The organism is Vibrio sp. NH-7 (genome assembly GCF_053643215.1).
The window spans coordinates 577,762-592,169 of record NZ_CM132187.1 but is presented as its reverse complement, the minus strand read 5'-3'; the positions used below and the strand labels follow the sequence as shown (position 1 = coordinate 592,169).

Sequence of the window (14,408 nt, the reverse complement as noted above, 5' to 3'; positions counted from 1 at the left end):
TATTAGGATTATTCTCTGTTTACAATGGAATCTCTGTCAGGCGTAGTAAAATTTGGGTATGACGACAAAAGAGCGATATATCGGAGTGATGTCCGGCACCAGTCTAGATGGTGTCGATACTGTTATTATTGAAATGGACGCTGGGCAGCCTAAGCTATTGGCTGCCAATGACTACCCTTACCCCGAACAACTTAAGCAGCGCGTCCTTAACGTCTGTACCGGTCAAGCCACCAATTTAGTCGACATTGGTCAACTAGATCATGAGCTTGGTCTTCTCTACGCCAACGCCATTCAAGCCTTGCTCGATAAAAGTGGCTATCAAGCCGATCAAATTTGCGCCATCGGCAATCACGGGCAAACGGTCTACCACAACCCTAGTGCCCCACTCCCATTTACGAGCCAGTTGGGTGATGCCAATATCATTGCCGCTCGCACAGGAATCACGACGATTGCTGATTTTAGACGCAAAGATATGGCGTTAGGAGGACAAGGCGCCCCTTTAGTGCCCGCTTTTCACCAAGCGCTCTTTGAACCTAAAGACGCCACCACGGTCATCCTCAATATTGGGGGAATCGCTAATATTTCAGTTCTTCAACCAGGCAAAGCCGTCTTAGGTTACGACACTGGGCCTGGGAACATGCTCATGGACGCTTGGTGTCAAAAACAGTTGGGCCTAGCGTTTGATCGCGGCGCGCAATTCGCTTTACAAGGAGACATTCACCAGCCTCTACTGAATGATCTTCTAAGTGAGCCCTATTTTGCGCTACCTGCGCCGAAAAGTACCGGAAGAGAGTTATTCAATCTTGAGTGGCTAAACAGCAAGCTGGCAGAGCACTCTGTATCTGCTGAAGATGTCCAACGCACTTTATGCGAGTTTAGCGCACTAACCATTGCTCAGCAGGTCGAAGCGTTTGCCTCTGGCCTGTTACCAGAACTACTCGTCTGCGGTGGCGGCGCACGTAATCCACTCCTTATGGATCGCTTACAAGCCTTGTTACCACAATGGAAGGTGGCAACAACGGACAGCCGAGGTATCGACGGCGACAATATGGAAGCAATGGCCTTTGCTTGGCTTGCCTATCGCCGCATGCATAATCTGCCAAGTAATCTTCCCGAAGTCACCGGAGCCTCAAAAGCGGTTTCTCTTGGTGTGATGTATTTTGCTGACAATTAGGACCTAACATGACTAACGATGCACTGATCGCTGCACTTTCTCACCTTGTCTCAGAAGGTCGAAATCCTGAAACCATGGACATCGACCTTCTTCCTTCCTTTGAGATTGTGCAAAGAATTAATCAACAAGATCAATTGGTACCACTCGCGGTAGAAAAGGTGCTTCCCGAAATTGCACTGGCTGTAGACAAAATCACCGAAGCCTTCAAAGTGGGCGGTCGGCTTATCTACATGGGTGCAGGCACCAGTGGGCGCTTGGGCGTTTTGGATGCGTCTGAATGTCCACCAACGTTTGGCGTCTCCGATCAAATGGTCGTAGGCTTAATCGCAGGGGGGCCAGATGCAATTTTGAAAGCCAAAGAAGGCGCGGAAGACTCACTCACCTTAGGCGTCGATGACCTTAAATCAATCCAGTTTAGTCAGAAAGATGTGGTCGTCGGCATCGCAGCGAGTGGACGAACGCCTTATGTGATTGGTGCATTGGAGTACGCAAATGAGATGGGGGCAACGACCATTGCCCTTTCGTGTAATCCCGATTCCACCATTGCGGATATCGCCGACATTGCGATAAGCCCGGTGGTTGGCCCAGAAGCGCTCACCGGCTCAACACGATTAAAATCCGGTACCGCGCAAAAGTTAGTGCTTAATATGCTTACCACAGCAAGTATGATTCGTTTGGGCAAAAGTTACCAAAACCTCATGGTCGATGTGAAAGCGACCAATAAGAAGTTGGTTGCGCGTGCTGCTCGAATCGTGATGCAAGCCACTGACTGCGATAAAAATCAGGCCACCAGCACACTCGAACAGACCGACTACGATGTAAAACTGGCGATTCTCATGATTTTAACAGGTATGGATCTTCCCTCTGCTCGTGAGCAGTTGCATTACCAAGATGGCTTTCTACGAAAAGCGGTGCAGCATCATCACAATCAATCCTAGTTCAGTCGAAAGGGAGAGCCTCTCTCCCTTAATCCCATCTATTGGTTGAAGTCGTTCCAACCCCGTTGCCATTCCATACGGAATTTCTGCCCATATTGAGTCCCTTCGCAGACCCCTTCGTAGTATTGACCAGATAAGCCAATCTGATAAGCAAAATTAGGGTTACAGTATTCGTTCACTCCATCCATATACCCTTGTTCATATTCCCCATATTTGGCAGAACCAAGACGGGAGAGGTTCTTGACGGAGCGCTGAATGTGACCTGCCACACCATCTTGATAACCAATTTGATACCAATCCCCTTGTTGGGCAAGCTCTTCTGGAGAGGCCGAGCACGCTGCCAGTAGGATGGAGAGTAAGCCGATGATCAGTTTTCTCATTGTTTTTTCTTCATTTTCTTGGGTTCTTATTTAACTAAACCACTAAACACCCCAAATTGCCACTTACGATCGATGAAAACCACTTAACTGACGTCGATACCGTTCAATTCTGGATACGACCACTCACTTCATAAGCGAATGTTTCTTTCTTTATCCTTCCGTAATATGCATCGTGAGCTTAAATACTAAGGAGCAAGTGTTATGTTGTGGTTTTTGACCTGTGTGGCGGCATTGATTGGCGGCTACTTTATTTACGGAGCTTTCGTTGAGAAAGTGTTTGGCATCAACGAAAAACGCCAGACACCCGCTCATACGAAAACGGATGGTGTCGACTATGTACCAATGTCGACCAAAAAGGTTTACCTTGTCCAGTTGCTGAACATCGCAGGGGTTGGTCCAATCTTTGGTCCTATCATGGGCGCACTATACGGCCCTGCTGCCATGCTTTGGATTGTGATTGGCTGTATTTTCGCTGGCGCAGTTCATGACTACTTCTCAGGGATGTTGTCCGTGCGTAATGGCGGTGCTTCAGTCCCAACTATCACCGGTCGCTACTTAGGTAATGGCGCAAAACACTTTATGAACATTTTTGCCATTGTCCTCCTACTGCTTGTTGGTGTTGTTTTCGTGTCTGCTCCGGCGGGTATGATCACAAACCTTATCAATGATCAAACTAGCCTAAGCGTTAGCATGACGACTATGGTTGTTGCCATCTTTGCTTACTACATCATCGCGACGATTGTTCCTGTCGACAAAATCATTGGCCGCTTCTACCCACTGTTTGGTGCACTTCTCATCTTCATGTCTGTTGGCTTGATGACTGCAGTCGCTTTCTCGAGCGAGCATACTGTGATGGGCGACTTCCAAGTCAGCGATATGTTTACAAACCTTAACCCGAACGATATGCCTCTGTGGCCAGCACTATTTATCACCATTGCTTGTGGCGCGATTTCTGGCTTCCATGCGACGCAATCGCCACTGATGGCTCGCTGTATGGAAAATGAGAAGAACGGTCGCTTCGTATTCTATGGCGCAATGATTGGTGAAGGCGTGATTGCTCTTATCTGGTGTGCGATTGCCCTATCGTTCTTCGGCAACTTAGATGCGCTATCTGAAGCCGTGAAAAATGGTGGCCCTGGTAATGTCGTCTACAGCGCTTCCTTTGGCTTACTGGGTGTTTTTGGTGGTGTGATTGCTTTCCTAGGTGTGGTGATTCTTCCTATTACATCAGGTGACACTGCGTTCCGCTCTAGCCGATTAATCCTAGCTGAGTACTTTAACGTCGACCAAAAAGCGCTGCGTAATCGCCTAATGATGGCCGTTCCACTGTTTGTCATTGGTGGTATTTTGACTCAAGTTGATTTCGGTATTATCTGGCGCTACTTCGGCTTCGCAAACCAATCAACGGCCGTTATGATGCTTTGGACCGCTTCTGCTTACTTGCTTCGTCATAACAAAATGCACTGGATTACAACCGTTCCGGCTCTATTCATGACAACGGTATGTGCAACGTTCATCCTTAACAACAGCACACTAGGCTTTGGTCTACCAATTCAGGTGTCCACAGTCTCTGGTATCCTCTTCGCCATCGCTATCGCAGCATACGTCATCAAAACCTCGAAAGGTAAAGGTGAAACTGACTTAGCTGATGAAGAGAAACCACAAGCAGTCACAGAAACTGCCTAAGCTAATGCACTTCGCTTGCAAACATTTAAGGCTCCTTCGGGAGCCTTTTTCTTTAGAGACAAAATCAAAAAAGCCAGCGATAAACGCTGGCTTATTGGGTTTTAATGCAAACCTAGTCGACTTGCTTAATTTGTAGCTCTTTAGGCACTTCAAAGAACATATTTTCTTCACGGCCTTGGATTTCTTCAACAGAACGGGTGCCAACCAACTCTTTGATGCGTTCAAGGATTTGATTCACAAGCTCTTCTGGTGCAGATGCGCCGGCGGTTACGCCAACTTTCACTTTACCTTCGAACCACTCAGGTTTGATATCTTCTGGGCAATCAGTTAAGTAACCCGGTGTTCCCAGCTTTTCTGCTAGCTCTTTCAAACGTGTTGAGTTTGATGAGTTTTTCGAGCCAACAACAATCACTACGTCAACATCTGTCGCCATTTCACGCACCGCATCTTGACGGTTTTGTGTCGCGTAACAAATGTCGTCTTTACGCGGCCCTTGAATCTCTGGAAATACTCGGCGTAGCTCTTCAATCACATCCGCCGTTTCATCTACAGATAGTGTGGTTTGACTTACATAATGAAGGTTGCTTGGGTCTTTCACTTTGTCTTTCAACCCTACGACGTCAGCGGGTGTCTCAACCAGATACATGCCACCTTGGTCACTAGCATACTGCCCCATCGTTCCTTCAACTTCTGGGTGCCCTGCGTGACCAATCAATACAACCTCCATATGCTTACGACTCGCGCGAGCCACTTCCATATGAACTTTGGTCACAAGAGGACAAGTCGCATCAAAGACGGTTAAGTCACGCTCTTTCGCTTCTTTGCGTACAGCTTGAGACACACCATGAGCAGAGAAAATGACAATGTTATCGTCCGGCACTTCATGCAGTTCTTCGACAAAGATTGCCCCACGCTGTTTAAGCCCCTCGACAACGAAGCGGTTATGCACGACTTCGTGGCGTACATAAATCGGTGGCTGATACATTTCTAACGCACGCTCAACGATACTGATCGCTCGATCAACACCGGCACAAAAACCGCGTGGGTTTGCTAAAAGGATTTTCATTTCATTGCTCATGATGTTTATGTTTTCGCTCTGGCTCGCTATTCTACTGACAAAATCTCGACTTCAAAAGTCACATCTTGCCCTGCAAGAGGGTGGTTGAAATCAACCGTCACCGAGTCTCCCGCGATTTCTGTAATGATTCCAGGAATTTCCATACCATCACGGCCTGAGAAGGCCATGATCGTACCGACTTCCACTTCGGCATCACCAACAAACTTTGCACGATCCATATAATGAATATTATCTGGGTTTGGCATACCAAATGCGTCTGCGGCTTTAAGCTCAATCACTTTCTGGTCACCGGCCTTCAAGCCAATTAAACATTGTTCAAAGTTTTCACTGAGGCTGCCATCACCGATAACTAATTTAGCGGGCTTACCCATATTATGAGTGCTATCAGCCACTGCGCCGTCATTCATCTTGATAGTAAAATGCAGAGTTACTGCGGAGTCTTGGGCAATTGTCGTCACGTTACTGCTTCCTTGGCGTTGTTGTTATTTTATCGATGCTAGAAAGGCACACCGATTAGCGCTTCAACATAAAGAAAAGCGCTGCCCGAATCAACCGACAGCGCTTAAGGTTATTCGCTCAATCACGAATTATGCTTTGGCTTCTTCTTTGTTACGAAAGCCATCGAGAATAATCATTGCAGCACCAATACAAATGGTCGTATCTGCCAAATTGAAAGCTGGCCAATGATAGTCTCCCCAGAAGAAATCCAGGTAGTCCACGACAAAACCATGCACAACACGATCAAACACGTTACCCACAGCTCCGCCAATAATCATCGCATACGCTATGTTGTTCCACTTCTCTTTGCTTGGTAGCTTGCTCATCCAATAGGTCAGCATACCGGTTACAACAAACGCAATACCGGTAAACAACCAACGTTGCCAGCCAGCTTGGTCACTCAGAAAGCTGAATGCCGCACCGTAGTTGTGAACATACAACAGGTTAAAGAAAGGCAATACCTCAATACGGTTTGCCCAGCCATACCCCATGTTGTCCATCACAAACAACTTGATACCTATATCAGCAAAGAAGATAACAATGGCTAACCACAGCCAACGTACACCTGATTGTTTTAATGGAATGTTCGACATCTTATCCCTTAAAGCATTAAGCCTAAAAATAACCCCAGTAGATACTGGGGCTATAAATTAACAATAAAGTTCCACTTCGGATTGCTCTAAATTATTGGTGTTGTAGCAAGGCGACAAATTTACGAGACTCCTGAGCATAGTTGTCCTATGTGATGGAGTTGGTCCGGCATTCCGGAGTAAATGCAGTCAACGCCGCTACAGCGCCAAGAATGACAAGCAATTATGCAAATTTGCGAACTTCACCTTCACCATCAACGTTCGACACACAACGACCACAGATCTTCTCATGACCTGCAATTGTGCCTACGTCTGGTGTATGGTGCCAGCAACGGTCACATTTCTCGTTTTCAGTCGCTTTAACTTCAACAAACAGACCTTCAACGTCAGTCGCTTGTGCTGCTTCAGATTTCTCACTTAGAGGCTTAACAACCGCCGCTGAAGTCAGTAGTGCAAAGCGTAGCTCATCTTCAAGCTTGCTTAGTTTCGCCACTAGAGCGTCATCAGCGTAAAGCGTTACTTCTGCCTGTAGCGAACCACCAATTATCTTCTCTTTACGAGCATCTTCCAGTAGCTTGTTCACGCTACCACGAACTGATTGAACGTCCGACCAGAACTCGTTGTTCAGTTCTTCGCCTTCAGCAAGACCGAATAGGCCTTCGAACCACTCGCCAGTGAATACGAACTTATCACGCTCGCCCGGCATCTCGTTCCAGATTTCATCTGCAGTGAATGACATGATTGGCGCCATCCAACGAACTAATGCTTCTACGATGTAGTAAAGCGCAGTCTGACAGCTACGTTGAGCGTGGCCGCCACGTTTCGCTGTGTATTGACGGTCTTTGATAACATCTAGGTAGAATGAGCCCATTTCGATAGAACAGAACTGCATTAGACGCTGAGTTACAGCGTGCGTGTTGTACTCACCGTACGCTTTTACAATCTCTTCTTGCGCAGCTAGGGCGCGACCTACTGCCCAGCGGTCTAGAGCAACCATTTCTTCAGCAGGAACAAGATCCGTTGCTGGGTTGAAGCCGCTTAGGTTGGCTAGGAAGAAACGCGCTGTGTTACGGATACGACGGTACGCATCTGCCGAGCGTTTTAGGATTTCATCAGAAACCGCAACTTCACCTGTGTAGTCAGTTGAAGCAACCCATAGACGCAGGATATCTGCACCTAGCTTGTTCGTTACATCTTTTGGTGCAACGACGTTACCGATAGATTTAGACATCTTACGGCCTTGACCATCAACCACGAAGCCGTGAGTTAGCACTTGCTTGTATGGTGCTTCATCTTTCATCGCAATAGACGAGATCAGAGAAGATTGGAACCAACCACGGTGTTGGTCAGAACCTTCTAGGTATAGATCTGCCGACGCGCCGTTGTACTCTTCACGAGCATCAACCACTGAGTAGTGAGTCACACCAGAGTCGAACCATACGTCTAGCGTATCAAGCACCTTCTCGTAGTTGTCTGCTTCTTCGCCTAGTAGGTCAGAGATTTCCAGATCCCACCAAGCTTGAATGCCTTTTTGTTCTACTAACTGAGCAACCTTCTCGATAAGCTCTAGTGTGTTTGGATGCAGTTCTGCCGTCTCTTTGTGAACGAACAGAGCAATTGGCACGCCCCAAGTACGTTGACGAGAGATACACCATTCTGGGCGACCTTCAATCATACCTTCGATTCGGCTTTGGCCCCACTCAGGCATCCACTCAACACCTTTGATTGACTCTAGTGCTTTTGCACGTAGGCCCGCTTGGTCCATAGAGACGAACCATTGTGGCGTCGCACGGAAGATAATTGGCGTTTTGTGTCTCCAACAATGCGGGTAGCTGTGCTCGTAAGCGTGGTGATGTAGAAGCGCGCCTTTCTCTTTTAGCGTTTCAACCACTGCATCATTGGCTTTAAATACGTGCTGACCAGCAAATAGCTCAGTATCTGGCAAGTAAACGCCGTTTGAGCCGACTGGGTTAGCTACTTCTAGACCGTACTTGTTACCTACCGCGAAGTCTTCTTGACCGTGACCAGGAGCTGTGTGAACCACACCCGTACCAGATTCAGTGGTTACGTGATCGCCAAGGATCGCAGGAACCGTAAAGTCGTAGAATGGGTGATTAAACTGAGATAGCTCAAGGTCACTACCTTTTGCAAAACCAAGGTTATGGAAGTGCTCGATACCCGCACGATCCATCACGTCTTTCGCTAGCTCAGAAGCAACGATGATACGTTCCTTCGACTCACCTTCTACTTGGATCAAGACATACTCTAGATCATCACGTAGACATACTGCTCGGTTTGCTGGCAGAGTCCACGGTGTGGTCGTCCAGATTACGATCGAGATATCGCCTTCGCCTTCATGACCTTCGTTCAATGAGAACTTAGATAGAAGCGCGGCTTCATCAGCTGCTTTAAAGCGTACGTCGATAGATGGAGAAACTTTATCTTTGTACTCAACTTCTGCTTCAGCAAGCGCTGAGCCACAGTCAGTACACCAGTGAACAGGTTTAAAGCCTTTTAGTAGGTGGCCGTTATCAGCAATCTTACCTAGAGCACGGATGATGTTTGCTTCTGTAGCAAAATCCATAGTGCGGTAAGGCTTGTCCCACTCACCCATGATACCAAGGCGCTTGAAGCTCTCTTTTTGACCTTCAACCTGACCTGCCGCGTACTTACGACACTCTTCACGGAATTCAGCCGCAGAGATTTTTTGGCCTGGTTTGCCTTTTTTCTTTTCTACCATTAGTTCAATTGGTAGGCCGTGACAGTCCCAACCAGGAATGTACGGTGCATCAAAACCAGAAAGTGTTTTGGATTTAATAATAATGTCTTTAAGAATCTTGTTTAGTGCGTGACCAATGTGAATGTCGCCATTCGCGTATGGAGGGCCATCATGTAGAACGAAAGATTTTTTGCCTTTCTTCGCTTCACGGATTGCGCCGTAAAGATCTTCTTTGTACCAACGCTTAAGCATTTCTGGCTCGCGATTCGCCAGATTGCCGCGCATCGGAAACCCTGTTTCAGGAAGGTTCAGGGTATCTTTATACTCACTCATCGATTCTTAATTCCGTTGTGTTGGGTGACAGTTAGACATTATGCCAAGCAGCGAACTAAACCACTTGGTCTTCACGCTGACGCAGCCACACCCTTGCTGCCTCAGCATCCAATTCAATTTGTTGTTTTAAAGCGTCGAAAGAGTCAAATTTATGCTCATCTCGCAGCTTATGTAAAAGCACTATTTCAAGCTGTTTGCCGTATAAATTGGCATGAAAGTCGAATAAATGTACTTCGAGTTGTTGGCGCACGCCATTCACAGTCGGTCGATTACCAATGTTTGCCACGCCGCCGACAGGTCTATCTCCCAAGCCTAGCGCTTGAACCACATACACGCCTGATACAGGTGAGACACTGCGTTTCAGGGGGATATTTGCCGTAGGGAAGCCAATCGTTCGACCTAGCTTACGACCATGAGATACACGCCCACTAATACTGTAATCACGCCCTAGCATTCGCGCAGCTGCGTCAAGCTTATCTTGTGCAAGCGCTTCTCGGATCGCCGTGCTACTCACGCGCAGTTTCTGAAGACAAAAACTGTGGGTACTGACGACTTCAAAGCCAAACTTTTTGCCCGCTTCTTTAAGCATGGCAAAGTTGCCTTCTCTTCCACGCCCGAAACAAAAATCGTCGCCAACGACCAGAAACTTAACACCCAAACGCGTTACCAACAAGTCACTAATAAACTCGTCAGCGGTTTGGTTGGCAAACTGGTGATTAAAGTTTACACACAGCAATCTCGCAATATCTAACTTGCTCAGTTGGACAAACTTGTCACGAAGTCGAGTCAGCCTAGCTGGCGCATTCTCTTTAGCAAACAACTCCAGGGGTTGTGGGTCAAAGGTCATCACCGTCGCAGGCAAGCCTAATTCTCTTGCCTTTTCGGATACTTGGCGTAAAACCGCTTGATGCCCTAGATGCACACCATCGAAGTTTCCGATCGTCAAAACACACCCTGAATGATGTGACTTTATGTTGTGAATGCCTCGAATCAATTCCATTGGAAGCTGCTAAAAACCTGTATTTGATATTTATGTTGCGTGAAACCGACGGATTATATACTAATCAACCTCAGTCTGTCGCTGCTTTTAAGTCTTTTAAACGTACTCCCAAAACCATGAGAGTCACAAGGTAGACACTGGCACCTAAAGCGATCAAAGCAGTCAGCCACATAACACGCTCGGCAAAATGCCACTCTAGCCACACTTGCATCTCTTCAAGTTGCCACAAGATAGCAGCGACCATCAGTCCACCAGCAATCACCAGCTTGGTAATGAACAGCAAGGTTTTACGAGTCAACTGGTACACACCAGCAAGGTGCAAACCTCTATATAGAAGAGACATATTTACGAACGCAGAAAGCGCAGTAGCAATCGCCAAACCAACATAGCCATAAAACCAAGCAAAAATGGCGTTGAAGACCATGTTCGTTGCCATTGCAATAATTCCGTATTTAACGGGGGTTTTGGTGTCTTGACGCGAGTAGTAGCCTGGAGCGAGAACCTTTATCAACATAAAGTTAAGCAAGCCTGACGCGTAAGCGACCAAAGACATCGACGCAAACTGCACATCTTGCGGGCTAAACTCACCTCGCATAAACAACACCATCAGCATCGGCTTGGCCAACACCATCAGCCCTAACATGGCTGGAATACCAAGCAAAGTCACCATCCGCACCCCCCAGTCCATAGTGTGGGCAAAACCGTGGCTCTGTGCATCGACATGTTTACGAGACAGAGCTGGCAAGATGACCGTCGCAATCGCAATGCCAAACAATCCAAGCGGAAATTCGAGTAAACGGTCAGAGTAGTAAAGCCAACTGATCGACCCCGTTTGCAGAAAACTGGCAATAAAAGTGTCAAACAGTAGGTTGATTTGGCTAACGGATACCCCAAACAACGCAGGGATCATCAAGGTGCGAATTTTTACCACCCCAGGGTCTCGCCAGCCCCATTGGGGTTTAACCATAACACCCGCTTTGATTAAAAACGGCAACTGGAACAAAAATTGGACTAACCCGCCAAGAAATACCCCGATGGCCAATCCGATTTCAGGTTGTGGTAACTGCGGAGCGATAAACCACGCAGAGAGAATAATCATCACATTGAGGAACACTGGGGTAAAAGAAGAGACCGCAAACTTACCCATGGTATTGAGAATGGCACCTGAAAGCGCAACGAAAGTAATAAACCAAAGATATGGGAAGGTAATTTTGAGCATAAAACTCGCGAGCTCAAACTTCTCCGCCGATGGACCGCCATTCATCCAGTCCAAAAACCAACCAAAACCAAACAGCGCGGTAACAACACCTGAGCCAAAAACACCCAGAAGCGTGACTATTGAGACAATAACTCCGAGTGTCCCTGCCGCTCGAGCGATCAATTGGCGCGTTTTATCCATATCACCACTGGCGTGATATTCCGTTAAAACGGGAACAAAGGCCTGTGAAAAAGCACCTTCAGCAAAAAGTCGACGCAGAAAGTTGGGGATTTTGTTTGCAAAGAAGAAGACGTCAGCGCTAGCACCCGCTCCCATTAAATTTGCGACAACCACATCACGCACTAAACCCAACACGCGTGAAATCAAAGTCATAGCACTGACAATCATGCCTGACTTTAGAAGACGTTTACTCACAGTTACCTCAGAAAATCGCGAATACTAATAATAATGTGCCTATCTTATTCACGAATAACTCGTCGAGAGCAGATTAGTATTAGCATTGAAAAAAAAATACTGATAGAATCCCCGCCATCTTAACCGTGAAGACCCTTCTAATCCAAAATTTGTTTGGCTTCGATTGGTTTTTGCACAAATTATTTGACATTTAAGCGCAAATGAGGGATAGTCCTCGCCCTTAAATTGTCACCGAACTAAGTTTTTGGGAGTTAGACCCTTGGCAAATAGTAAATCTGCTAAGAAGCGCGCTATCCAGGCTGAGAAACGTCGTCAGCACAACGCTAGCCGTCGCTCAATGATGCGTACTTACATGAAGAAAACTGTTGCTGCTATCGAAGCAGGCGACAAAGAAGCTGCAACTGCTGCATTCGCTGCAGTTACACCAATCCTAGACCGCATGGCGACTAAAGGCCTTATTCACAAGAATAAAGCAGCTCGTCACAAGTCTCGCTTCTCTGCTGCAATCAAAGCTCTTTAATAGAACTCTGATTTCCAGTGAAGAAAAAAACCGGCTAACGCCGGTTTTTTTATGTCTGCAATTTACGCATGTAAATAAAAAGAGGCTATCGCCTCCTCTTTCGTTTTATTGGCTGCAATACAAACTATGCAGTAGTTGGATCATCGACTTGACCTCTTCACTGCTCAATGTGTAATACACCGTTTGCGCTTCTTTTCGAGTGTGAACCAAGCCATCACGTCTTAACCATGCTAGGTGCTGAGACAATGCTGACTGACTCAGTTCTAGTTTGTTGCACAGTTCACCGACCGAAAGCTCATTGTTATGTAGCAAACATAATATTTGGAGCCTTCTTTCATTCGCCATTGCTTTCAGTAGCACAACTGCTTTGGCAGAATTTTGTTCCATCTCTTGTAAATTCATCGGCCAGTATCTCTTGAAGCCAAACTAGGAGTCGCTGATAACGCGCGTATGACCACGACGTAATGTGGCACGATTAGCACATATGACTTGCTTTGGTGGATCACACTAAAATTTAATATTGACAATATTAATCGATTTGTAACAAGTAATCTATTTGTTATAAATGAAATCATCATTTAAACAGTGAGATGAAGTCCGCGTCACACACATTTTTTACCGCTGGATGCTGGATCATACGCTCAGCAAAGATGACATAATACTCTTCTTTTAACTCATCGATATGACCGATCAGTTGTAGAGGAAGATCGCTTTCAACTTCTGTCATATAAAGCGAAGGCGCTAAGAAAATGACATCATGATGGTATCGCGCAAAGGCCTTCATCAAGGCAACATCATCAAACTCACCTAAAATGTTTGGCTTAAGCCCTTGCCTGTCAAACCACTGCAATACCTTTCGCCCCATTGCCGTTCGGCTGCCAGGAATCAGTAGCTTTCTCTGTTCAAGTACTGCTGGGAACTGCACATCATCCACATTACCAGAACAGAAGAAGCTCATATTACACTCTCCAAGCTTCTTACTGTACAAACCTGGGCTTTGGCTCGAATCCACAGGACAATCAGACAGAATCATATCCAGCTTGTGCTGCGATAACTGCTCAAGCAACATTTCGTGGGTCGATTCAAAACAGCGAAGGTGAATACTGCTATCAGGCGGTACCGTTGTCATGAGAATTTTACTCACTAACCGTTTAGAGAGCGCATCTGCAACACCAACATCAAACAAGATATTGGAGCGCTGACTGTAGTTCACAATATCCAGCATCTCATAGCTAAGACCAAACATTCGATCAGCATACTTAAACACAAGCTGACCTAGCTCTGTTGGCTCGACACTACGACCATTTCGTTTGGTCAACTTTCCATCCATGCGCTCTTCTAACGCTTTAATCTGACCCGTTACGGTTTGTGGGGTAAGAAACAGAGCGTCCGCCGCTTTCGTAACAGAGCCTTGTTTACACACCATCCAGAAGTAATAAAGGTGGTTATAATTGAGGTGGGACATAGTGTTAACTCAAGATAAAGTGAATGCTTAGGTTATAGCAAATCCACTCAATGACAACAACGATTCGGCAAAAACGAAGGCATCGTCATTATATTATGATTTTACCGAACAATAGCTCTTCATTTTTGTCTTACAACTGTCATAAAGCAGTGATAAACAAGTGCTAAATGACAAAACCATTGATAAAAAGTCAATAAAACCCGAGCAAAACAAATGTAAAAATAAAACAGTAAAATCAACACCTTAAATCCAATGTAAAACATTAACTACACCCCAAAAACGACCATGGCCGCAAAAAAAGTGTTATTACACACAACTGTAATATTACTGAAATATTTCCCCTCTAACATCGCCCTCAGTTTCAACAACAGACCAAACAAGATTTAAACGGTCC

General features: G+C 46.2%; 13 protein-coding genes. 4 read left to right on the top strand and 9 right to left on the bottom strand.

The window, feature by feature from the left end:
* Positions 1 to 58: 58 nt before the first annotated feature.
* Together ACUALS_RS02930 and murQ are read left to right on the top strand one after the other, a co-directional pair.
* Complete coding sequence (locus tag ACUALS_RS02930; protein WP_454448816.1) at positions 59 to 1,174, top strand: anhydro-N-acetylmuramic acid kinase; 1,116 nt, start codon at positions 59 to 61, stop codon at positions 1,172 to 1,174.
* Between the two features lie 8 nt (positions 1,175 to 1,182).
* Entirely contained in the window at positions 1,183 to 2,112 is a 930-nt protein-coding gene (murQ, locus tag ACUALS_RS02925; RefSeq protein WP_454448815.1) for an N-acetylmuramic acid 6-phosphate etherase, read from the top strand.
* 38 nt (positions 2,113 to 2,150) lie between these two features.
* Here the strand turns inward: murQ and ACUALS_RS02920 are convergent, their stop codons facing one another.
* On the bottom strand, positions 2,151 to 2,492 hold the full coding sequence (locus ACUALS_RS02920) for a DUF2799 domain-containing protein (RefSeq protein WP_454448814.1): 342 nt from the start codon (positions 2,490 to 2,492) through the stop codon (positions 2,151 to 2,153).
* Between the two features lie 201 nt (positions 2,493 to 2,693).
* Here ACUALS_RS02920 and ACUALS_RS02915 point away from each other — a divergent pair, with 201 nt between their 5' ends.
* Entirely contained in the window at positions 2,694 to 4,178 is a 1,485-nt protein-coding gene (locus ACUALS_RS02915; RefSeq protein WP_005475862.1) for a carbon starvation CstA family protein, read from the top strand.
* 112 nt (positions 4,179 to 4,290) lie between these two features.
* On the opposite strand, the gene ispH is transcribed toward ACUALS_RS02915, so the two are convergent.
* From ispH to murJ, 6 genes are all read right to left on the bottom strand, one after another.
* Positions 4,291 to 5,256, bottom strand: coding sequence for a 4-hydroxy-3-methylbut-2-enyl diphosphate reductase (gene ispH / locus ACUALS_RS02910; RefSeq protein WP_038137477.1), 966 nt, complete (start codon positions 5,254 to 5,256; stop codon positions 4,291 to 4,293).
* Positions 5,257 to 5,282: 26 nt separating this feature from the next.
* Positions 5,283 to 5,714, bottom strand: coding sequence for an FKBP-type peptidyl-prolyl cis-trans isomerase (fkpB, locus tag ACUALS_RS02905; RefSeq protein WP_038137478.1), 432 nt, complete (start codon positions 5,712 to 5,714; stop codon positions 5,283 to 5,285).
* 129 nt (positions 5,715 to 5,843) lie between these two features.
* Positions 5,844 to 6,347: a signal peptidase II gene (gene lspA, locus ACUALS_RS02900; protein WP_005475893.1), complete on the bottom strand. Its 504-nt coding sequence runs from the start codon at positions 6,345 to 6,347 to the stop codon at positions 5,844 to 5,846.
* Positions 6,348 to 6,567: 220 nt separating this feature from the next.
* Entirely contained in the window at positions 6,568 to 9,396 is a 2,829-nt protein-coding gene (ileS, locus tag ACUALS_RS02895; RefSeq protein WP_038214657.1) for an isoleucine--tRNA ligase, read from the bottom strand.
* Positions 9,397 to 9,451: 55 nt separating this feature from the next.
* Complete coding sequence (gene ribF / locus ACUALS_RS02890) at positions 9,452 to 10,396, bottom strand: bifunctional riboflavin kinase/FAD synthetase (RefSeq protein WP_038137483.1); 945 nt, start codon at positions 10,394 to 10,396, stop codon at positions 9,452 to 9,454.
* Between the two features lie 70 nt (positions 10,397 to 10,466).
* Positions 10,467 to 12,029, bottom strand: coding sequence for a murein biosynthesis integral membrane protein MurJ (gene murJ / locus ACUALS_RS02885; RefSeq protein ID WP_454448813.1), 1,563 nt, complete (start codon positions 12,027 to 12,029; stop codon positions 10,467 to 10,469).
* A 259-nt stretch (positions 12,030 to 12,288) separates the two neighbouring features.
* On the opposite strand from murJ, the gene rpsT reads away from it, so the two are divergent.
* On the top strand, positions 12,289 to 12,549 hold the full coding sequence (rpsT, locus tag ACUALS_RS02880; RefSeq protein WP_008077153.1) for a 30S ribosomal protein S20: 261 nt from the start codon (positions 12,289 to 12,291) through the stop codon (positions 12,547 to 12,549).
* 105 nt (positions 12,550 to 12,654) lie between these two features.
* Here the strand turns inward: rpsT and ACUALS_RS02875 are convergent, their stop codons facing one another.
* Together ACUALS_RS02875 and nhaR are read right to left on the bottom strand one after the other, a co-directional pair.
* Entirely contained in the window at positions 12,655 to 12,951 is a 297-nt protein-coding gene (locus ACUALS_RS02875) for an ArsR/SmtB family transcription factor (RefSeq protein WP_038137489.1), read from the bottom strand.
* 172 nt (positions 12,952 to 13,123) lie between these two features.
* Positions 13,124 to 14,014 (bottom strand): transcriptional activator NhaR, encoded by an 891-nt coding sequence (gene nhaR / locus ACUALS_RS02870; RefSeq protein ID WP_038137491.1) that lies wholly within the window; start codon positions 14,012 to 14,014, stop codon positions 13,124 to 13,126.
* Positions 14,015 to 14,408 lie beyond the last annotated feature (394 nt).